Source organism: Streptomyces sp. NPDC018833 (assembly GCF_044390825.1).
GTDB lineage: Bacteria > Actinomycetota > Actinomycetes > Streptomycetales > Streptomycetaceae > Streptomyces.
Window position 1 is genome coordinate 26,146 of record NZ_JBIRZM010000003.1, and the last position, 19,306, is coordinate 45,451.

Consider the following 19,306-nt stretch of genomic DNA (forward strand, 5'->3'; position numbering starts at 1 on the left):
ATTCCACCCGCCCGGATCGCCCTGCGGTCCACGTATGGGGGTCGGTGCTCGGATCGGTGCTCGGTTCGCTCGTCCATGACGTCGGTTCCTCCTCGGTCCCTGCGAGGACGCGTGCAGCACTGCTTCGTACGGCGGCTCCCTCGCGCCAGAGAGCCTTGTGAGTCTGTGTTCACCCGGCCGTAACAACGGTCGGAAACACAAAAGGACCCGGGGGCGGCATTGCCCGGATCCTCTGCCAAGCAGAATAGCCCACATGAGTTCCACGGAAGAGGGCCGATTTCATACTGTGGACTTTTCCACGATCGATGCCCGTGTCCCGCCGGACACATCCGCGTCCCCGCCCGGCCCCCGGCGCGTGACACTGCGCGCCCGCGACGGGGTGCCCATCGAGGCACTCCACGAACCCTGCACGGCCGGTCCGGCCGCGACGGCGATCGTGGTCGCCCACGGGTTCACGGGCTCCGTCGACCGGCCCGCGTTGCGGCGTGCGGCCGGGGTCCTCGCGCGGCGTGCGGGGGTGGTGACCTTCTCGTTCCGTGGGCACGGCCGCTCCGGAGGGCGCTCGACCGTGGGCGACCGTGAGGTGCTCGACCTGGCCGCCGCGGTGGAGTGGGCCCGCTCGCTCGGCTACGCCAGGGTGGTGACGGCCGGCTTCTCCATGGGCGGCTCCGTCGTCCTGCGCCATGCGGCGATGTACGGGGCGCACAGCGCGGAGAGGGTGGAGAAGGACGCGGCGCACAGTGCCGAGAAGGCGGCGAAGCACGGGGGGCGCATGGAAGCGCGGAGCGACGCGGTGGCCGCCGTGAGCGCCCCCGCCCGCTGGTACTACCGGGGTACGGCCCCGATGCGCCGCCTCCACTGGGTGGTCTCACGCCCGGTCGGCCGGCTGGTGGGCCGCTACGGCTTCCGCACCCGTATCCATCCCGAGGACTGGGACCCTGTCCCGCTCTCCCCGGTCGAGGCCGTCCCCCTGATCGCACCGACGCCGCTGCTGATCGTCCACGGCGACCGCGATCCGTACTTCCCGCTCGACCACCCGCGCATGCTGGCGGCCGCGGCGATGGGGGGATCGGCCGAACTGTGGCTGGAAGTGGGCATGGGCCACGCCGAGAACGCCGCGGACGAGGCGTTGCTCGTCCGCCTGGCGGACTGGCTGGTCGGGGCGTGATCCATGATGGAGAGCTCGGCGCATGACCCATGATGGAGAGCGGCGCGACACGAACGAGAGGAGTGCCGCTATGGCAGCGGGGACCATCCGCTACTGGGCAGCGGCCAAGGCGGCGGCCGGCGTCGCGGAGGAGCCGTACACCGCGGGAACGCTCGCCGAGGCGCTCGACGCCGTGCGCGAACGGCACCCGGGTGAGCTGACCCAGGTACTCCGTCGGTGTTCGTTCCTCGTCGACGGTGACCCCGTCGGGACCCGGAGCCATGAGACCGTACGGCTTGCCGAGGGCGGCACGGTCGAGGTGCTCCCGCCGTTCGCAGGAGGGTGAACCGCACAGCATGAGCAGCGATCAGCAGTATCCGTACGGCTCCTACGGGACGTACGAGCCGTACGGGCAGCAGCCGCAACAGCAGCCGGAGCCGTACCAGGGCCACCAGGACGCGTACGCGCAGCAGCCCTACCAGGACGCCGGTGCGACGCAGACCTGGCAGGGCGACACCTGGGACACCCAGTACCAGCCGGTCGTGCAGCCCCACGCCGCGGCGGACGCCGCCGGCCTGCCGCCGCAGCACGCCGCGGCGACCGCGTTGCCGCCCGAGAACGCGGCACATGGCGCTCCGGCCGCTCCCGATCCCGCGGCCGCGCCCGTGAGCGGTGTGGAGACGCGGCTCACGGCGGCGCAGCGGGCCCGCGCGGAGGGACGATCGCCGATCATCGCCCCCGGTGTGCAGCCCGCAGGGCTGACCGCCGTGCTCGGTCTGCTGCTCGCCGGCGGCGCGGCGCTCGGGACGTACGCCATGCTCGTGCCGCTCGTGCTGCTCCAGGCGGTCACCGCGGCCGGCTGGTTCCGGCTGAACGGCATGTGGCCCGCCCGGCAGGGCATCGCCCTGGCCTTCGCGGGCGGACTGGCCGCCGATGCCGCGCTGCTCGTGGTGGGCAGGGACAACGCCCCGGCCGCGATCATCGGCACGCTAGGGGTGTGGGTGCTGCTCACCCTCGTGCTGCACCTGCGCAGCCTCGCGAGCGCGGACGAGAGGATGTCCGGGCTGATGGCCACGGTCGCGTCGGCCGCGCTGGCGATCCTGGCCACCGGATTTCTCGCCGCCTCGCCCGACGCGGTGACGGTGGGCGCGATCGCCGTCGCCGTGGCCGCCGTCGCCCGTGCGCTGCCGCTGCCGGGCGTTCTCTCCGTGGTGGTGTCGCTGTCGGCGGCCGCCGGGGCGGGCATCGCCGTCGGCGGGCCGGACGGCGCGGGGTCCGCGGGCGCGCTGCTCGGGTTCGCGGCCGGCGCCTGCGCGCTGATCGGCCTGCGGGTGGCGAGCTACGACTACCCGTCCCGTTTCGTGCACATGACGGCGGGAGTGGCGCTGCCGCTGACGGCCGCGGCGCCCGCGGTGTACCTGCTCGGCCGCGCACTGGTCTGAGCACCGTCCGGGTACGTGGCAGGCCCGGCGGTTCGGGTCGCGACGGAACCTTTGCCGGGTCCCGGACGTCGATCAAATGAGCAGACGGCGTCGTCCGGACCGATTCACGCCCGTTGGGCGACCCCCGCGGGCGACCGGGGGCCGACCGGACAGGGCCAGGACAGGGGTGGGGGACACCAAGCAATGCGTGCACTGCGAATACTGCTGATCGTCGCCGTGGTCCTCGGCGGCCTTTTCGTCGCCGCCGACCGGGTGGCGGTCAATCTGGCCGAATCCGAGGCGGCCGACAGGATCAAGAGCAGTCAGGGCCTGGCGTCGACGCCGGAGGTGTCGATCGGCGGCTTCCCGTTCCTCACCCAGGTGCTGGGCAAGGAGCTGGACGAGGTCGATGTGAGCCTCGCCGGCATAACCGCCACCGCGGGCGGCCGTGAGGTCAATGTCACCGAGGTGAAGGCCGAGCTGCGCGACGTGCGCATCGACGGCAGTTTCTCCTCCGCGACCGCCGGCCGGGCCGACGGTTCGGCGCGTATTTCGTACGCGGACCTGACCAAGGCGGCCCCCAGGGGCGCCACGGTCGGCTACGCCGGTCCCGAGCGCGCCACGAAGGGGCAGGTCAAGGTGACAGGGCCGCTCACCGGACTGCTGGAGGGGGCGGGCATACCGGTGTCCGGCACAGTGAAGGCGCTGCTCGGTGACCGGCAGGTCAGCACGTACAGCACGGTCGGCCTGAGCGACGGCACCACGGTGCGGCTGAAGGCGGAGGAACTGCCCCGCCTGCCGCTGCCGGGCTTCGACGAGAAGCTGCGCGAGGCCGTGGACTACGACCTGAAGATCGACGGCCTGCCGTCGAGCATCACGCTGGACAAGGTCGGCGTGACCGACCAGGGGCTGCGGTTCTCGGGCACGGGCCGGGACGTGGCGCTGACGGGCTGAGACCTCCTGTGGCCGGGGCGGCAGCTGGGCGCCGAGGGCTGAGACCTCGGCGGGCTGAGACCTCTCGTGGCCGGGGCGGCAGCTGCGCGCCGACCGGCGGAGATCTCGGCCGTGAGGCGGCCTGGCGAGAGCGGTGGCCGCATCGTGAGACGACTGCGTCCGATGGGCAGGAGGGAACACGCGCTCGAGCCCGGGCCGGACGGCGGGCGGCCCCGTCGGCCCGACTCTCGTCCCATATAGTGGATGATCGCGTCTCAATATACGACACACCGGTGACATGGCCGCCGACTCGTCCCTACGATCGGTCCCATGAAGCAGCGACAGGCGGATCTCACGAAGCGGCGGGCAGTAGACCTGTGCCGCGTCGCCGCCATGCTCTGTCGCACTGTCTGAGCGGGTTCCGAGCCCCGTATCCCTCAGGCCCTTCGACCTCTGTCGGGGCCGCCCCGTGCTGATCGACGCGCCTCCCGCGTACCCGCACACCTCTCGCGCACAACCCTCGCGCACCACCGCCGCACACTGCCCCGGAGGAGAAGAAGCATGAGCCGCAGCGACGTCCTGGTAGACGCCGACTGGGTCGAGGCCCACATCGACGACCCGAAGGTCGTCATCGTCGAGGTCGACGAGGACACCTCGGCCTACGACAAGAACCACATCCGCAACGCGATCCGCATCGACTGGACCAAGGATCTTCAGGACCCGGTCCGTCGTGACTTCATCGACCAGGAGGGCTTCGAGAAGCTCCTGTCGGCGAAGGGCATCGCGAACGACTCCACCGTCGTGCTCTACGGCGGCAACAACAACTGGTTCGCTTCCTACGCCTTCTGGTACTTCAAGCTGTACGGCCACAGCGACGTCCGCCTTCTCGACGGCGGCCGCAAGAAGTGGGAGCTCGACTCCCGCGACCTGGTGGCCGAGCTTCCGTCCCGCCCGGCCACCGAGTACAAGGCCAAGCCCCAGGACGCCTCGATCCGCGCCTTCCGCGACGACGTCGTGGCCGCGATCGGCGCGCAGAACCTGGTCGACGTGCGCTCGCCCGACGAGTTCAGCGGCAAGCTGCTCGCCCCGGCGCACCTTCCGCAGGAGCAGTCGCAGCGCCCCGGCCACGTGCCGAGCGCCCGCAACATCCCGTGGTCGAAGAACGCCAACGACGACGGCACCTTCAAGTCGGACGAGGAGCTCCGCGAGCTCTACGCCGAGGAGCAGGTCGACCTGGCGAAGGACACCATCGCGTACTGCCGTATCGGTGAGCGTTCCGCGCTGACCTGGTTCGTGCTGCACGAGCTGCTCGGCGTCGAGAACGTCAAGAACTACGACGGTTCCTGGACCGAGTACGGCTCCCTCGTCGGCGTGCCGATCGAGCTCGGCGCCAACAAGTAATCCCGGGCCCCGACCCCCCGACCATAAGGACGTAAAGACATGTGTGGAGCGAAGGCCGGCGGCCCCGACGCCTCGACGATCAAGCCCGGTGAGACCACGATCCAGGGCCAGGTGACCCGCAACGGCGAACCGGTGACCGGCTACGTGCGTCTGCTCGACTCGACCGGTGAGTTCACCGCCGAGGTCCCGACCTCGGCGACCGGACAGTTCCGTTTCTACGCGGCCGAGGGCACGTGGACCGTGCGTGCCCTGGTCCCCGGCGCGACGGCGGACCGTACGGTCGTCGCGCAGACGGGCGGTCTCTCCGAGGTCGCGATCGCCGTCTGATCGCCGACTGACCGGCCGAAGGGCCGCACCTCCTGGGGGTTGGACGCTTACCGGGAACGAGGTGCGGCCCTTCGGTCGTACGCTGAAGACATGTACACGCGACGGCGTCGCACCTACCTGCTGATGATGGGCGGATGCCTCGTCCTGTTCGTCTCCGCCTGGGCCGTCGTGCGGCTGTGGTCGGTCCCCGTGGCCGTCGGCATGTGCCTCGTCGCCATGGTCATCCCGCCGGTCGCGGCGATGGTCGCCAACCGGCGAGGCCCGGACGACCGCTGGTGGGACGACCCGTCCGGGGACCCGAAGTCGGACGAGTGGTGGGACGAACTGGACGGCAAACGCAGGCCGCGTCAGTAGACCAGGGCCTGCACGTCGTCCTGCACGCTCTCACTGACGAACACCTGCGCGCCCGCGATCCGTACGCCCTCCAGGACGTCCTTCTCCGTGATCTCGCGCCTGGCCGCGCACTGCGTGCACAGGGTGATGCGCCCGCCCGCGAGGATCGACTCGAGCAGGTCGGGAAGCGGCGCGGCATGCGGCAGCTCGAACTCCTCCGCGCGCCCGGGCAGCGCGAACCACGAGGACTCCCCGGTCAGCCAGAGCGAGACCTCCACCCCGCTGGCGACGGCGACGGCCGCCACGGTGAAGGCCTGGGAGCAGCGTTCGGGTGCGTCGGCACCTGCGGTCACCTTGATCACGAGCTTCTTCGCCATATGCCGAACTGTAATGCGGCAGCGGGCAACCTCACGCGTCACCTGTGTGTCAGGTACATGCGCGGATAGAGGAATCCGTGCTTTATTTCTCGTGGGGGTCCATTTGGAACCACAACTGGAAGCGGATCCCGCTGCCGGTGCGACCGTACGGCCACGGCGGCGCGGCCGTACGGCACTGGTCATCGCCGCGGCCGTTGCTCTCGGCCTCGTCGGCGGCACCGCCGTCGGTTACGCCGTGCAGGCCGAGCGCGCCCCGACTCCGCTCCCGCCGCTGTCCCAGCCCAGACTCTCGTACCCGGCCGAGCCGCTGCCAAAGGGGCAGGGCGCCGAGCCGCTGTCCGCGAAGGAGGACCGCCGGGCCAGGACATCGGGCGACCTCACCAAGGTGCTCGTGCCGCGGCCGGCCGGGGCACGTGAGTCGGAGCTGGCGTGGCTCGAGGACGGCTGGACCGGACTGGACAGCTACGTGCTCGACTTCAAGAGTGAGGGCTACATGTTCGAGAGCCTCGCCGAGGGCGGCTTCCGCCGTACCGCGTCGACCTCGTGGACGCAGGGCGAGCACCGTCGGACAACGGTGCGGCTCGTGCAGTTCCACCCCGGACCGGTGCTCGGCGCCGTGGAGCACGCTGAGGGCCAGCTCGACTACATGGACGACCCGGAGCGCGGGGCCGGGAACGAGGGCGACCCGATCAAGGGCACGGCTGACGGGCGCTACTTCCTCTACAAGGTCAAGAACAAGCCCGGGTACCTGCCGTCCTACCGCGCCAGGGCCATCGCCTACCGCGGCGACGTCATGCTCGACGTCAACATCTTCGACACCCAGCCGATCAGCAAGAAGGTCATCCGGACGCTGGCCGAGCGGCAGCTGGAGCGCCTGTGATGCACGAAAGCGACCACGAGAGCACCGGCCTGAGCACCGGAGCCGACGGCCTGAGCACCGGCGCCGACAGCGGCGCTCCCCAGCCGGCCTCGACCGGGCCCCGTGGCTCCGCCCGGCGGCTGCTGTCCACCGTGCTCCCCACGGTCCTCGTCCTGGGCGCGCTCGGCGGCGGCATCGTCTTCATCAAGACGACCGTCGACGGCGCGGACACCACCGCGGCCACCCAGGTGTGGGAGGAGCCCGCGGACGAGCCCGCGGACGACCCGGCCGCCTCCGCGAGCCGCGGCCGTACGGACACCGAGCTCAGCCGCACCCTGCTGCCGGTGCCGGAAGGCTTCCGGCTCGGCCCGGACATCGAGTCGTACGGCAACGACAGTGAGCTCGGCCCGCGTCAGGCCGCCGCGCTGCTCAAGTCGGCCGTACGCGGAATCTCGGGCAAGCAGCGCAGGGAGTACGAGCGTCAGATCGACAAGCTCGGCGTGCGGGGCTTCGCCATGCGCTCCTACGCGTCGGACGCCAACGACCTCGTCGTCGAGATCCTCGTGACCCGCATGAAGAACAAGGGCAGGGTCCACGAAATGTACGAGAACCGGATCGACCTGTACGAGTCCATCGGCGACATGCGCAAGGGTCCGAAGATCGAGGGCCACAGGAAGGCGAAGTGCTTCCTGATGCCCACCTTCGACGAGAAGGGGGAGAACGACGACGAGAGGGTCGACGTCGAGGGCATGACCTGCTCGGCCTACGACGGCGATCTGCTGGTCACCGTCAACACCTCCGGCAGCACGCCCTTCGACAGGTCGGCCGCCGCCGGACTGGTGAAGGACCAGCTCGACCACATCGGATCCCCGGGGGAGTACGTATGACCGAGCAGATCACTCCCGCGGCTGCTGAGGCGGGCCGGGAAACAGGCTTGGTCCCGCCCGCCCCCGGGGTCACGCCGTCCGACGCCGAACCCGACGGGGCGACGCCTGCCCCGTCGGCGGCCGGCCCAGCCCGGCCGCAGCGCCGCCTGCTGCGCGCCGCCCTGCGATGGTCCGCCGCCGTACTGATCTGCGGCGCGGTCGGCAGCGGTACGGCGTTCGGCCTTATCGGCATGGAACGCACCGACGTGCCGGGCCTCGCGACCGTTGACGACGGCCGCTGGACGTACCCGGAGCTGTCGCTGCCCGCGCTCCCGGCCGGTGCCCAGCGCCCCTTCACCGACGGCAACGCGGGCGAGGTGCACCACGCCGACGTGCGCACGCTGCTTCTGCCTGCCCCACGCGGGGCCACTGGGGACGGGGAACTCGACGGCGGTTTCGTACCCACCGACCGGTACCTGGCCGAGTATGCCGAGGACGAACGGGGCGACCTGCGGCAGGCGCTGACGGACCTCTCCGTGCGGCACATCGCCGCCCGCGGCTGGACCGTGCCCGACGGCACCAGCTCCCGTGTCTACCTGCTGCGCTTCACCTCGGTCGCGTACGCCGAGGCGTACAAGGACCAGCAGCTCGCGCTCGGGCTGGCGGCCGGTGCCGAGCCGGCGCAGGGGCCCGAGAGCGAGCTGGACGAGGCGTACGACGCGGTCGGCAAGGTGCCGATGACGTCCGTGTACGCCTACAGGGAGGCCAAGCCGTACGGTGACGAGCACGTGCGTCACGCGTACGTCCTCGCCGGCGACACCCTGGCGCTCATCGTGCACTCCCGGAAGGGAACCGCTCCCGCCGTCCCCTTCCACCAGACCGTCGTCCTGCAGAACCAGCTCCTCGGCTGACGCGGACCTCACAGAACGGGCCCGGCCCCGGCCTACTAAGCTGGGCCCCGGCCCGTTCTGCCTTCACCGCTCATTCGAGGAGCACTCCGTGATCGTTTTCTTCGAAGCCCTGCTGGTCCTGGTCTGCGTCGGCGTCCTCGCCTTCACCGGTCTGGCTGTGAAGAAGCTGTACCAGGGCCAGCGCTGAACGCCCGTACCGTCACCGACCGACAGAGCTGCTCATGATCGAGATCCCGTCCGACCTCAACCCCGACCTCGTCCCCCTCGCCTTCCTCCTCGGCACATGGGAGGGCGCGGGCGTGTCGGACTTCCCCGGCGCCGAGAAGTGCAACTTCGGCCAGTCCGTCACCTTCAGCCATGACGGCCGGGACTTCATCGAGTACGTCTCGCATTCCTGGGTCCTCGACGCCGAGGGCCACAAGGTCAAGCCGCTCGAGAGCGAGAGCGGCTACTGGCGCATCGACAAGGAGCGCAAGGTCGAGGTCGTGATGGTCCGCGACCAGGGCATCGTGGAGGTCTGGTACGGCGAGCTCGCCGACCAGAAGCCGCAGATCGACCTGGTGACGGATGCCGTCGCGCGCACCGCCGCCTCCGGCCCGTACAGCGGAGGCAAGCGGCTCTACGGCTATGTGAAGAGCGACCTGATGTGGGTGGGCGAGAAGTCCACCCCCGAGGTCCCGCTGCGGCCGTACATGTCGGCGCACCTGAAGAAGGTCGTCACCCCGGAGCAGGTCGAGTCCTGGGCCAAGGACCTCGGAGACCTGCCCGACGACGGCATCGCGTTCTTCAAGTAAGCCTGGGGCCGGCCGGCGTGCCGCTGCCTACACTGGGGGCTGTGGTGAGCACCGACTGGAAGAGCGATCTGCGGCAGCGCGGCTACCGGCTGACTCCGCAGCGCCAGCTTGTCCTGGAGGCCGTGGACGCCCTTGAGCACGCCACCCCGGACGACATCCTCGGCGAGGTGCGCAAGACAGCGTCCGGGGTGAACATCTCCACGGTCTACCGGACGCTGGAGCTGCTGGAGGAGCTGGGGCTCGTCTCGCACGCCCATCTCGGTCACGGCGCTCCCACCTACCACCTCGCGGACCGGCACCACCATCTGCATCTGGTCTGCCGGGACTGCACTCAGGTGATCGAGGCGGACGTCGAGGTGGCCGCAGACTTCACCGACAAGCTCCGCGGGACGTTCGGCTTCGACACGGACATGAAGCACTTCGCGATCTTCGGGCGGTGTGAGGACTGCAGCGCGAAGGCGAAGGCCGAGGCGGACGACGGGGCGCGGGCCAAGCCGTAGGACGGTGGCGCAGGGACCGGGTGCGGGACGCGGGGCACGGCGGCCCAGGCCAGGGCGCAGGGACCGGACGCAGGGACAAGGCGTAAGGACAGCGTGCGGGGACAAGGCGTCCTGCCGGACGCCCGCTACCGGGTCGTAGTCTTGCTCATATGAAGAGCCCTCTCCTGTCCCTGCCCGGCGCGGTCCCCGCCGAGGGGCGCGACGAAGGGGTCGCCGCGCACTACGGCGACCTGTTCCGTGAGCAGCGCGCACTCGCCGACGGCAAGGGTCTCGTCGACCTCTCGCACCGCGGCGTCGTCACCGTCACCGGGGACGACCGGCTGAGCTGGCTGCATCTGCTGCTCACCCAGCATGTGAGCGAGCTGCCCGCGGGCCAGGCCACCGAGGCGCTGATCCTCTCCGCGCACGGCCACATCGAGCACGCCCTGTACCTCGTCGACGACGGCGAGACGGTATGGGCGCACGTCGAACCGGGCAGCCAGGAGGCGCTGATCGCCTACCTGGAGTCGATGAAGTTCTTCTACCGGGTCGAGGTCGCCGACCGCACCGACGAGTTCGCCGTCGTGCACCTGCCGGCAGGTTCGATCGCCGAGGTCCCGGACGGCGTGGTCGTGCGGGAGACGGCGTACGGCCGAGATCTGTTCCTGCCGCGCGCCGACCTGGAGGCGTACGCGGCGCAGCACGGCCCGCTCGCCGGGATTCTCGCCCACGAGGCGCTGCGGATCGAGCAGCACCGGCCGCGGGTCGGGTTCGAGACCGACCACCGCACCATCCCGCACGAGCTGGGCTGGATCGGCAGCGCGGTCCATCTGCAGAAGGGCTGCTACCGCGGCCAGGAGACCGTCGCGCGCGTCCACAACCTGGGGAAGCCGCCGCGCCGCCTGGTCTTCCTGCACCTGGACGGCAGCGATGTGCACCTGCCCGCCCCCGGCACCCCGGTACGGCTCGCCGCGGACGGTGCCGAGGGACGCCAGCTCGGCTTCGTCACCACGTCCGGTCGCCACCACGAGCTGGGGCCGATCGCGCTCGCGCTGGTGAAGCGGAACGTGCCGGTGGACGCGGAGCTGATGGCCGGCGACACGGCCGCCGCCCAGGAGACAGTCGTCGAGCCGTAGGGCCGAGGTGCCGAGGGGCCGTTCAGATCTCGACGATGATCGTGAACGGGCCGTTGTTCGTCAGCGAGACCCGCATCTGCGCACCGAACCGGCCCGTCTCCACGTGCGCGCCCAGCTGCCGCAGCTGGGCGATCACCTCGTCCACCAGCGGCTCGGCGACGGGACCGGGCGCCGCCGCGTTCCACGTGGGGCGGCGGCCCTTGCGGGCGTCCCCATAGAGGGTGAACTGTGAGATCACCAGGAGCGGCGCCCCTGTGTCCGAACAGGACTTCTCCCCCTCCAGCAGGCGTACGGACCAGAGCTTGCGGGCCAGTTGGGCCGCCTTCTCCCTCGTGTCCTCGTGGGTGACCCCCACCAGCACACACAGCCCCTCGCCGACGATCTCGCCGACCGTCTCCGGCCCCGATTCACCGGGCACGACGACGCTCGCGCCGTCCACCCTCTGCACCACTGCACGCATGCGGAGAAAACTACCTGGCCGCCATTCGGGGCCGAACAGGTGCAGACCGCCTGCGACCGATGTATCGGAGTGGCACGATGCACCCAGGCGGTGCACCCCCAGGCCCTCCGGGCCCTGAGAGGCCGATGCACCGGTCGCGAGGGGACGGACAAACGCACATGAGCACATCTGGCGCCGGGCGGTCGCTCGGCCCCACATCGGTTTCCGGGCCGGTCGCCGTGGCGGGTCCGCGGGCAGGGTCGGCCACGGATCCTGCCCCGGCCGCACGGCCACCCCAGCAACGCTCCCGCGCCGAGGTGCCCGAGCTGCCCGGCCATCCCCGGCACGATCTCGGCGCACTGCGGCTCCCCGAGCTGCGCGCCCTGCGCCGGGACTCGCAGCGTGACGAGGCCGACCTGAGCTATGTGCGGCGGCTGGTGCAGGGCCGGATCGACATCCTGAGGGCGGAGCTGGAGCGCCGTGCCGACCCGGAGGCACCGGTGGTCGACCGGCTGTCGGAGATCCTCGCCGACGCCCCGTCGCGGCGCGGATCGTCCGCCCGGCACGTGACGCTCTCGACGCCGCAAGGGGAGGAGTACCGCCGCCTGGCATCCGACATGCTCGACGAGGTCGGCCTGTCCGACCTCGACGCCCGTACGGACGACGAACTGCACGCCGCGATGGCGCGGCTGCTCGCCTACGAACACCAGGTCTCGCGCCGCCGCCAGCAGCTCCAGCGGACCGCGGACGACTGCAGTGGCGAGATCACCCGCAGGTACCGGGAGGGCGAGGCCCAGGTCGACGATCTGCTCACCTGACGGGGAGCAGTTGGGCAGCGGGGCCGGGAGCGGGAGCCGGGGCCGCGGGGCTCACGGTTCGGCCAGGCCGGGGTCGGCGGCCCCACGGGATCGGGTCCGACGGTTACGGGCCGACGCTCCACGCTGATCGCCGCGGAGTACCCGATCTACGGACGGTACGGCTACGGCCCCGCCGCCTCCCTCACCGAATGGTCGGTCGACGTGCCGCGCGCCGGTCTCGACGGCCGGTGTTCGCGTCGCGGATACGGTGGACGTGTCGACCTGGTCGACGGCTCGGACGTCCGCAAGCTGGGTCCCGAGCTGCACGCACGGCTCGCGGCGCGGCAGCGCGGACGTACACGGTGTCGGCGTCCCTGGTGCTGGAGGTCATCGACGCCGCCGGTCTCGCGGGCGGCCGTTTCGCGGGGAAATGGCCGTCGGGCAGGTTGCTGATGCGGTCTTGGGCTCCTGTCGGTCAAAAGGTGATCCGTTTCGCTGGTGACTGAAACCGGTGGCTACGCGGGAATGGGGACATGAGCCCCGTGCCGTCACGCGGAGCGTGCGCGTGGACGGTTCATCGGGGATCTGGGCACGGTGTCCCGTACGGATGACTTCCGCCCGTACGGGGTGCGCACCCGAGTGATGTACTGGACGGGGTCCGCGGTGTCGGCCGGGGACGCACTCAAGAAGGTAGGGCGGCATGAGCGGCGGGACGGGACTGCGCGAGCGCAAGAAGCGGCAGACGTACCGGGCGATCTCCGAGGCTGCCATCGCCCTCTTCCTCGAGAAGGGCTTCGACGCGGTGTCCGTGGCCGAGGTCGCGGCCGCCGCCGACGTGTCCAAGCCGACGCTGTTCCGCTACTTCCCCGCCAAGGAGGACCTGGCGCTGCACCGGATCGCCGACCATGAGGGCGAGGCGGCCCGGGTCGTGGCGGCCGGCCGTGCGGAAGGAGTCCCGCCGCTCGACGCTCTGCACCGCCACTTCCTCGACGGCATGGCGCGGCGCGACCCGGTGACGGGGCTGAGTGACGAGCCCGGCGTGCTCGCCTTCCACCGGCTGCTGTACGGGACGCCGAGTCTGGTCGCCCGGCTGTACGCGTACCAGGGCAGGTCGGAACAGGCGCTCGCGGACGCACTGGGCGCGGCGGGTCCGGCCGGTCTGGCCGCGCGGCTCGCTGCCGGTCAGGTCGTCGCCGTGCAGCGGATCCTGGCGGAGGAGAACTGGCGGCGGATCGCGGCGGGGGAGAGCGCGGACGAGGTCTCTGCGGATGCCGTGGCGGCCGCCGATCTGGCGTTCACCCAGCTAAGAAATGGTTTCCCTGGTTAAAAATGTTACTCGGTTACGTTATTCTTGCCGGAATGACGCCCCTCGACCGTGCCATCGATCAGGAAACCGACCACAACCCCGGCAGCGGCCCCGTCCACGACCTCGCCCGCGAACGGGCCTTCCACGACCGCTGCCGCACCGCCGTGAAGGCCATGGCCGACGACGCCGACCACCGCGTCGCCACCGGCGCCGACGTATCGGCCTCCGGCGCGGACGCCGAAGCCCTCGGCTACGAACTGCGCAGCCACGCCAAGGAGTTGCGTGAGGATCCCGCCGGCCCGCTGTTCTTCGGGCGCATCGACCTCGAGGACGGCCGGCACCACCACATCGGGCGCCGCCGCATCAGCGAGCACCCCGCCGCCGCGCCCCTCGTCATCGACTGGCGCGCCCCCGTCGCCCGCACCTTCTACCAGGCGAGCGCCCGCGACCCGCAGGGCGTCGCCGTACGCCGCCGGTTCGGCTGGGCGCCGTACAGCACGGGCGACGCGGCCGACCTGACGGGTCTGGAGGACGAGCACCTCGGCGACGGGGACGGGCCGGCCGGGGACGAGGTCCCCGGCGCGGTCGGCGCCATCGTCGCCGGCGAGATCGAACGGCCCCGCGTCGGGCCCATGCGCGACATCGCCGCCACCATCCAGCCCGAGCAGGACGACCTCGTCCGCGCTCCCCTTGCCGACACCGTCTGCGTGCAGGGCGCGCCCGGCACCGGCAAGACCGCGGTCGGGCTGCACCGGGCCGCGTACCTGCTCTACACCCACCCGCGGCGCATCAGCCGTGGCGGCATGCTGATCCTCGGCCCCAACCGGACGTTCCTGTCCTACATCTCCCAGGTGTTGCCCGCGCTCGGCGAGGTCGGCATCCGGCAGTCGACCCTCCAGGACGAGATCGCGCGCCACGAGGTGCGGGCCGAGGACCCGCCGGCCGCCGCGGCGGTCAAGCACGACATCCGCATGGCCGCCGTACTGCACCGCGCCCTGTACGGACGGGTCGGGACGCCCGCCGAGCCGCTTGCCGTGCCCGACGGCTCCTACCGCTGGCGCGTGCCGCTCGACGAACTGGAGCGGATCGTCGCCGAGGTGCGCGAGGAGGACGCCCCGTACGCCATCGGCCGCGAACGGGTGCGCAGCCGTGCCGTACGGGCCGTGCAGCTCCAGGCCGAGCGGCGGGCCGGGCCGATGAGTGCCACCTGGGTGAAGCGGCTCGGCAGATCCCGGGCGGTCACGGCGTTCGTCGACGGCGTCTGGCCGATGGTGCGGCCGGAGGAGGTGCTGGCCGCGCTGTACACCGATCCGTGCGACCCCCTGCTGACGCAGGCCGAGCAGGAGGCGATCCGGTGGGCGAGGCCGCGTTCGTACCGCTCGGCGGCATGGTCGGCCGCCGATCTCGTCCTCCTCGACGAACTCGCCGGACTCCTCGAACGCCCCGACGGCTACGGGCACATCGTCGTGGACGAGGCACAGGACCTGTCCCCGATGCAGTGCCGTGCCATCGCCCGCCGGGCCCGCTTCGGCTCGCTCACCGTGCTTGGCGACCTGGCTCAGGGAACGACGCCGTGGGCCGCGCGCGACTGGGCCGGCCAGCTCGCCCACCTGGGCAAGGAAGGTGCCTCGGTGGTCGCGCTCACCACCGGCTACCGTGTCCCGGCCGCCATCGTGGACCTCGCCAACCGGCTGGCGGGCGCGCTCGGCGTTGACGTGCCGGTGGCGCGTTCGCTGCGCCACGACGGCGAGCTGACCGTCCGCGCGGTCGACGACATCACGGCGGCGACCGTCGAGGCGGTGCGAGCGGCGCTCGAGTGCGAGGGGTCCGTCGGTGTCATCGCGGCGGAGGGCGCTCCGACCCGGTCCCTGCGCGCCGCGCTCCTTCCGCTGCTGGACGGCGAGGCCCGGGAGCGGGTCGCGGTGCTGCCCGCCACGCTCGCGAAGGGTCTCGAGTACGACCACGTGGTGGTCGCCGAACCGGCGGCGATCGCGGCCGCGGAGGAGCGCGGACTGCATCGGCTGTACGTGGTGCTCACACGGGCGGTCTCGCGGCTCGACATCCTGCACACGCGCCCGCTGCCGCCGCAGCTGACGGCGGGCGCGTGACCGTCACCGACTCCCGCGGCCCGGCCGGGTACCTCGCGACCAGTCCGACCGGCGTGAACCCCCTTCAGCTGAACGGCATGTCGACGGCTCCGCCTTCGCGCAGGGCACCGCCGCGCTGCTGGACCGGCTCGGCATCTAGGGGGCGGTGATCGGCGGTCTGTCGATGGGTGGGCAGATCGCGGTGAAGGTCCACCGGCCGTTTCCCGAGCGGGTACGGGCTGATTCTCGATGACACCTCGCCGGTCGCCGAGGCTCGGCGACGCACGGGTTGCTGCCCGGCGCGCCGGGCACGGTCGTCGACGGCGCGGCCCGCATGCCCGACCTGGAACGTCCGGCGGACTTCAACGCCGCGGTGCCTCGGGCGCCTCGCGGAATGAACGCGCGGGTCCCCTCGTGCCACCTGGTGGGGCCGGCGATTGAGCCGAGCGGGGGCACGGACCGGCAGGCGCATCAGGAAAGGCGGCGGGATTCCGCGTACAGCGCGTACCGGAGGCGTCAGGCCAGGCTCAGAGTGATCCACGGAACGCTGTCGCCCGGCAGCAGGTACCGCTCGACCTCGACGAATCCGTGCTTCAGCGCGAACCGCAGCCCGTCGGGGTTGGACTCCAGGACGACGGTCTCGATCCCGTCCGCGCCGAGCTCCCGCGCCCGGGCAAGCCCCCGCGCGTAGAGCTCCCCGCCGAAGCCCTGCCTCCGGTGGTCGGCAAGCACCCGGGCGATGACGGTGGTCACCGGCGCGTCACTGGTGGGCGGCCGCACCGTCGAGCAGCCCACGAGCGTGTCCCCGAGGTACGCGACCTCCAGGTGGTAGCGCTCGGAACGCTCGCGTATCTCGTCGAGCGACAGGACGTCGGTCGGGATGATCACGTTGTGGACGTACTGCCAGTCCCGCAGCTGGGCGTCGCCGTGCGCCTGCTCGACGCGGAGTTCGGTCATGGCGGCAGGAAATCGAGTGCATGACGGTGTGTCAACCGCGGTGCCCCATGCCCTGAGTGCGGAAGGCCGGTGTGCGGTCGTCCAGGACAGCTGCCGGTGCGATCATCTGCCCATGGATGTGAGCGCAGGGACGATGATCCCCGTCCCACCAGGGCAGGTGACGCTGTCGGACCGGCGGACGCAGCGCAGCTGGTCGGTCGAGCTCGCGCCCTACGAACTCGCAGCGTTCCCAGTCACCCAGGCACTGTACGCACAGGCCACCGGCCTGCGGCCGAGCACCGCCCAGGGGGACACATGTCCCGTCGAAAGCGTTTCTTGGTGGGACGCGGTCCGTTTCTGCAATGCCCTGTCCCAACGCGACGGGTTCGCACCCGCCTACCATCTCCATGCCAACGGCGAACGAATCGAGTGGGACGCGTCCGCCGGCGGATACCGGCTGCCGACCGAAGCCGAGTGGGAACACGCCTGCCGTGCCGGTACGACCGGACCGCACTACGGGCTGCTCGACGAGATCGCTTGGTACCGCGACAATTCGCACGAGCGGATCCACGAGGTGGGCGGCAAGCTGCCCAATCCATGGGGGTTTTACGACATGCTCGGCAACGTCTGGGACTGGTGCTGGGACATCTACGACGCCGAGGTCTACGGTGCCTACAGGGTGCTGCGCGGCGGTGGCTGGTTCGATGAGCCCTGGAGCTGCCGGGCATCCGCGCGGCGCCGCAGCCATCCGACTTTCCAGGTCGACGACGTGGGATTCCGCATCGCGCGTTCACTCGGGCACTGATCCACTCCACGTGTGATGACCGCCTCCCGCCGCTCCTACCAGGTCGCCTGAGACCAGAAGCGAATCGGACCAGATCACCGAGACGGGGACCAGTTCCTTGGAGACGGGACACGTCGGCTCATGTGACGCCGGTCGCGCCGACCGCATGGTCATCGTCGAGGAGTGGGCCGGCAGTGAGGCCCTGGAGCACCACTTCCCGCTGCGGCACTTCAGGCACGTCGCGGTGGTCCTCGCCGACCCGTTCACGCTGCGCCTCCTGCCGACCTCCCTGACCGAGTGCCAGTCGGCGGCGCCGAACTGCCACGGGTCGAGTTGCGCGAGGCGATCGAGCGACAGCTCGTGGCCGTACGCCTGATCCAGGTGCCGACGCCGGTCCCCCACCTTGAACGCCAGGAGTATGCGGCCGCCCGGGGCCAGCACCCGGTGACATTCCGCGCACACGGTCGGCAGCAGCTCCGGTGGCGTGGGGACGGTTGAGTACCAGGCGGCGATGCCGCCGAGACTGTTGTCCTCCAGGTCGATAGCGGTCATCGAGCCCTCTTCGAACCGGTTTGGCGTTCAGCTCGTCGCGGGCGAGTCTCTCGTAGTCGACGGCAACGGCGTCGTGGGCCGTCCGAGTCGCGTGCAGGTAGGCCGCTTCGGTCACGGTCCGTGACCGAAGCCCCGTGTCGTTCGAGAGGCGGCCGGCCGGAAACAGTGGCGCGGAACACTATTGCAAGCAGTTGCTTGCAATTGTTAGCGCTCGTGGGGCACCATCGGTACATGGCATCGCTCAACGTCGGCAATCTCGGTGACTACCTGCGCGAGCAGCGGCGTAACGCGCAGCTCTCGTTGCGGCAGCTCGCCGACGCCGCCGGGGTGTCCAATCCGTACCTCAGCCAGATCGAGCGCGGGCTGCGCAAGCCGAGCGCGGAAGTCCTCCAGCAGGTCGCCAAGGCCCTGCGGATCTCCGCCGAGACCCTGTATGTCCGCGCGGGAATCCTCGACGAGCAGGAGCGGGACGAGCTGGAGACGCGTGCCGTCATCCTTGCCGACCCCTCGATCAACGAGCGGCAGAAGCAGGTGCTGCTGCAGATCTACGAGTCCTTCCGCAAGGAGAACGGGCTCGACAGTGTGAACGGATCCACCCGCGCCGACGGATCCGTGAGCACCTCCGAGGACACCACCGCTGACGGCCCCCGCACGGCCGGCGCGGGCGATGCCGATGAAAAGACCGAGTGAGACGTACCGATCTGCGTTCCGGGAGGACGACAGTCATGGCCATCACCGATGACCTGCGCAAGACCTTCAGCGACCCGACTCCCCTCTACTTCGCCGCCGGCACCGCGGATCTCGCCGTGCAGCAGGCCAAGAAGGTGCCCGCGCTGTTCGAGCAGCTCGCGGCCGAGGCGCCGAGCCGCATCGAGGCCGTGCGCAACACCGACCCCAAGGCCGTGCAGGAGAAGGTGACCGCGCAGGCCAAGGAGGCGCAGGCCACCGTGCAGGCCAAGGTCACCGAGGTGCTCGGCAGCCTCGACACCGACCTGAAGAAGCTCGGCGAGAGCGCCCAGGACCTCGCGCTGCGCGGCGTGGGCGTCGCCGCGGAGTACGTCGTCAAGGCACGTGAGACGTACGAGAAGGTCGCCGAGCACGGTGAGCAGACCGTGAAGGCATGGCGCGGCGAGGCGGCCGAGGAGATCACCGAGATCGCCGTGGCCGTCGAGCCGGAGCCGGCGAAGCCGGCTGAGGCCAAGACCGCCGAGTTCAAGGCCGAGACGAGGAAGCCCGCCCCGGCCCGCAAGCCCGCCGCCCGCAAGCCCGCGGCCAAGAAGGCGACGCCGTCGGCCGAGTGACGGCACAGGAGCGCCGGGCGCCGCGGTGATGCGGCGCCCGGCCACCCGGCACGCTCATCGCCTCAGGGGTGTCCTCAGAGGTACCTTGGCCGCGAGGCGACACAAACCACACACAAGGCG

At 71.0% G+C, this 19,306-nt stretch carries 25 protein-coding genes and 1 pseudogene; 21 read left to right on the forward strand and 5 right to left on the reverse strand.

The features are described 5' to 3' along the window. Nucleotides 1-253 precede the first annotated feature (253 nt). The 8 genes from ACH5AF_RS07295 to ACH5AF_RS07330 all read left to right on the forward strand — a co-directional run bounded on the left by ACH5AF_RS07295 (nucleotide 254) and on the right by ACH5AF_RS07330 (nucleotide 5,583). On the forward strand, nucleotides 254-1,168 hold the full coding sequence (locus ACH5AF_RS07295) for an alpha/beta hydrolase (protein WP_398900495.1): 915 nt from the start codon (nucleotides 254-256) through the stop codon (nucleotides 1,166-1,168). Nucleotides 1,169-1,238: 70 nt separating this feature from the next. Further along, on the forward strand, nucleotides 1,239-1,493 hold the full coding sequence (locus ACH5AF_RS07300; protein ID WP_215178081.1) for a MoaD/ThiS family protein: 255 nt from the start codon (nucleotides 1,239-1,241) through the stop codon (nucleotides 1,491-1,493). Nucleotides 1,494-1,503: 10 nt separating this feature from the next. Beyond that, nucleotides 1,504-2,589 (forward strand): hypothetical protein, encoded by a 1,086-nt coding sequence (locus ACH5AF_RS07305; protein WP_398900496.1) that lies wholly within the window; start codon nucleotides 1,504-1,506, stop codon nucleotides 2,587-2,589. 183 nt (nucleotides 2,590-2,772) lie between these two features. After that, the gene (locus tag ACH5AF_RS07310) at nucleotides 2,773-3,522 is read left to right on the forward strand and encodes a DUF2993 domain-containing protein (RefSeq protein ID WP_398900497.1); all 750 of its coding nucleotides are present in this window, start codon (nucleotides 2,773-2,775) and stop codon (nucleotides 3,520-3,522) included. A 309-nt stretch (nucleotides 3,523-3,831) separates the two neighbouring features. Further along, nucleotides 3,832-3,915: a putative leader peptide gene (locus ACH5AF_RS07315; protein WP_355648638.1), complete on the forward strand. Its 84-nt coding sequence runs from the start codon at nucleotides 3,832-3,834 to the stop codon at nucleotides 3,913-3,915. A gap of 147 nt (nucleotides 3,916-4,062) precedes the next feature. Beyond that, nucleotides 4,063-4,902, forward strand: coding sequence for a sulfurtransferase (locus ACH5AF_RS07320; protein ID WP_398900498.1), 840 nt, complete (start codon nucleotides 4,063-4,065; stop codon nucleotides 4,900-4,902). A 39-nt stretch (nucleotides 4,903-4,941) separates the two neighbouring features. Further along, a complete protein-coding gene (locus tag ACH5AF_RS07325) occupies nucleotides 4,942-5,229 on the forward strand; it encodes a DUF1416 domain-containing protein (RefSeq protein WP_365994273.1) in 288 nt (95 codons plus the stop codon). Nucleotides 5,230-5,268: 39 nt separating this feature from the next. Then, a complete protein-coding gene (locus ACH5AF_RS07330) occupies nucleotides 5,269-5,583 on the forward strand; it encodes a DUF3099 domain-containing protein (RefSeq protein WP_398900499.1) in 315 nt (104 codons plus the stop codon). Here the strand turns inward: ACH5AF_RS07330 and ACH5AF_RS07335 are convergent. Beyond that, nucleotides 5,577-5,939 carry a DsrE family protein gene (locus ACH5AF_RS07335; RefSeq protein ID WP_398900500.1) on the reverse strand — a complete coding sequence of 121 codons (363 nt, stop codon included), beginning with the start codon at nucleotides 5,937-5,939 and terminating at the stop codon, nucleotides 5,577-5,579. The two genes, ACH5AF_RS07330 and ACH5AF_RS07335, sit on opposite strands and share 7 nt — an antisense overlap. 103 nt (nucleotides 5,940-6,042) lie before the next feature. Here ACH5AF_RS07335 and ACH5AF_RS07340 point away from each other — a divergent pair, with 103 nt between their 5' ends. The 6 genes from ACH5AF_RS07340 to ACH5AF_RS07365 all read left to right on the forward strand — a co-directional run bounded on the left by ACH5AF_RS07340 (nucleotide 6,043) and on the right by ACH5AF_RS07365 (nucleotide 10,984). After that, entirely contained in the window at nucleotides 6,043-6,819 is a 777-nt protein-coding gene (locus tag ACH5AF_RS07340; RefSeq protein WP_398900501.1) for a hypothetical protein, read from the forward strand. Continuing rightward, nucleotides 6,819-7,685 (forward strand): hypothetical protein, encoded by an 867-nt coding sequence (locus ACH5AF_RS07345; protein WP_398900502.1) that lies wholly within the window; start codon nucleotides 6,819-6,821, stop codon nucleotides 7,683-7,685. The genes ACH5AF_RS07340 and ACH5AF_RS07345 overlap by 1 nt, the downstream gene beginning before the upstream one ends. Further along, nucleotides 7,682-8,575, forward strand: coding sequence for a hypothetical protein (locus ACH5AF_RS07350; RefSeq protein ID WP_398900503.1), 894 nt, complete (start codon nucleotides 7,682-7,684; stop codon nucleotides 8,573-8,575). The genes ACH5AF_RS07345 and ACH5AF_RS07350 overlap by 4 nt, the downstream gene beginning before the upstream one ends. A gap of 221 nt (nucleotides 8,576-8,796) precedes the next feature. Beyond that, nucleotides 8,797-9,369 (forward strand): FABP family protein, encoded by a 573-nt coding sequence (locus ACH5AF_RS07355; RefSeq protein ID WP_398900504.1) that lies wholly within the window; start codon nucleotides 8,797-8,799, stop codon nucleotides 9,367-9,369. 41 nt (nucleotides 9,370-9,410) lie between these two features. Further along, nucleotides 9,411-9,869: a Fur family transcriptional regulator gene (locus ACH5AF_RS07360; RefSeq protein WP_398900505.1), complete on the forward strand. Its 459-nt coding sequence runs from the start codon at nucleotides 9,411-9,413 to the stop codon at nucleotides 9,867-9,869. A gap of 149 nt (nucleotides 9,870-10,018) precedes the next feature. Continuing rightward, nucleotides 10,019-10,984, forward strand: a complete 966-nt coding sequence (locus tag ACH5AF_RS07365) for a YgfZ/GcvT domain-containing protein (protein WP_398900506.1) — start codon at nucleotides 10,019-10,021, stop codon at nucleotides 10,982-10,984. A 22-nt stretch (nucleotides 10,985-11,006) separates the two neighbouring features. On the opposite strand, the gene dtd is transcribed toward ACH5AF_RS07365, so the two are convergent. Next, nucleotides 11,007-11,444 (reverse strand): D-aminoacyl-tRNA deacylase, encoded by a 438-nt coding sequence (gene dtd, locus ACH5AF_RS07370; protein WP_215178062.1) that lies wholly within the window; start codon nucleotides 11,442-11,444, stop codon nucleotides 11,007-11,009. Between the two features lie 158 nt (nucleotides 11,445-11,602). On the opposite strand from dtd, the gene ACH5AF_RS07375 reads away from it, so the two are divergent. The 4 genes and pseudogenes from ACH5AF_RS07375 to ACH5AF_RS07390 all read left to right on the forward strand — a co-directional run bounded on the left by ACH5AF_RS07375 (nucleotide 11,603) and on the right by ACH5AF_RS07390 (nucleotide 15,634). Continuing rightward, nucleotides 11,603-12,241 (forward strand): AmfC protein, encoded by a 639-nt coding sequence (locus ACH5AF_RS07375; RefSeq protein ID WP_398900507.1) that lies wholly within the window; start codon nucleotides 11,603-11,605, stop codon nucleotides 12,239-12,241. A gap of 117 nt (nucleotides 12,242-12,358) precedes the next feature. Then, nucleotides 12,359-12,625: pseudogene (locus ACH5AF_RS07380) on the forward strand (GNAT family N-acetyltransferase); the annotation flags it as partial. Between the two features lie 295 nt (nucleotides 12,626-12,920). Continuing rightward, nucleotides 12,921-13,547, forward strand: a complete 627-nt coding sequence (locus ACH5AF_RS07385; protein ID WP_398900508.1) for a TetR/AcrR family transcriptional regulator — start codon at nucleotides 12,921-12,923, stop codon at nucleotides 13,545-13,547. 32 nt (nucleotides 13,548-13,579) lie between these two features. Beyond that, nucleotides 13,580-15,634 carry a HelD family protein gene (locus ACH5AF_RS07390; RefSeq protein ID WP_398900509.1) on the forward strand — a complete coding sequence of 685 codons (2,055 nt, stop codon included), beginning with the start codon at nucleotides 13,580-13,582 and terminating at the stop codon, nucleotides 15,632-15,634. Nucleotides 15,635-15,698: 64 nt separating this feature from the next. Here the strand turns inward: ACH5AF_RS07390 and ACH5AF_RS07395 are convergent, their stop codons facing one another. After that, nucleotides 15,699-15,827, reverse strand: a complete 129-nt coding sequence (locus ACH5AF_RS07395) for a hypothetical protein (RefSeq protein ID WP_398900510.1) — start codon at nucleotides 15,825-15,827, stop codon at nucleotides 15,699-15,701. 302 nt (nucleotides 15,828-16,129) lie between these two features. Next, the gene (locus ACH5AF_RS07400; protein WP_398900511.1) at nucleotides 16,130-16,570 is read right to left on the reverse strand and encodes a GNAT family N-acetyltransferase; all 441 of its coding nucleotides are present in this window, start codon (nucleotides 16,568-16,570) and stop codon (nucleotides 16,130-16,132) included. 112 nt (nucleotides 16,571-16,682) lie between these two features. Here ACH5AF_RS07400 and ACH5AF_RS07405 point away from each other — a divergent pair, with 112 nt between their 5' ends. Then, nucleotides 16,683-17,354: a formylglycine-generating enzyme family protein gene (locus ACH5AF_RS07405; RefSeq protein ID WP_398900512.1), complete on the forward strand. Its 672-nt coding sequence runs from the start codon at nucleotides 16,683-16,685 to the stop codon at nucleotides 17,352-17,354. Here the strand turns inward: ACH5AF_RS07405 and ACH5AF_RS07410 are convergent. Beyond that, on the reverse strand, nucleotides 17,340-17,885 hold the full coding sequence (locus tag ACH5AF_RS07410; protein ID WP_398900513.1) for a hypothetical protein: 546 nt from the start codon (nucleotides 17,883-17,885) through the stop codon (nucleotides 17,340-17,342). The genes ACH5AF_RS07405 and ACH5AF_RS07410 overlap by 15 nt on opposite strands. A gap of 231 nt (nucleotides 17,886-18,116) precedes the next feature. Here ACH5AF_RS07410 and ACH5AF_RS07415 point away from each other — a divergent pair, with 231 nt between their 5' ends. Both ACH5AF_RS07415 and ACH5AF_RS07420 read left to right on the forward strand, forming a co-directional pair. Further along, nucleotides 18,117-18,575 (forward strand): helix-turn-helix domain-containing protein, encoded by a 459-nt coding sequence (locus ACH5AF_RS07415; protein WP_398900514.1) that lies wholly within the window; start codon nucleotides 18,117-18,119, stop codon nucleotides 18,573-18,575. 35 nt (nucleotides 18,576-18,610) lie between these two features. Next, nucleotides 18,611-19,186, forward strand: coding sequence for a hypothetical protein (locus ACH5AF_RS07420; RefSeq protein WP_398900515.1), 576 nt, complete (start codon nucleotides 18,611-18,613; stop codon nucleotides 19,184-19,186). Nucleotides 19,187-19,306: the final 120 nt, after the last annotated feature.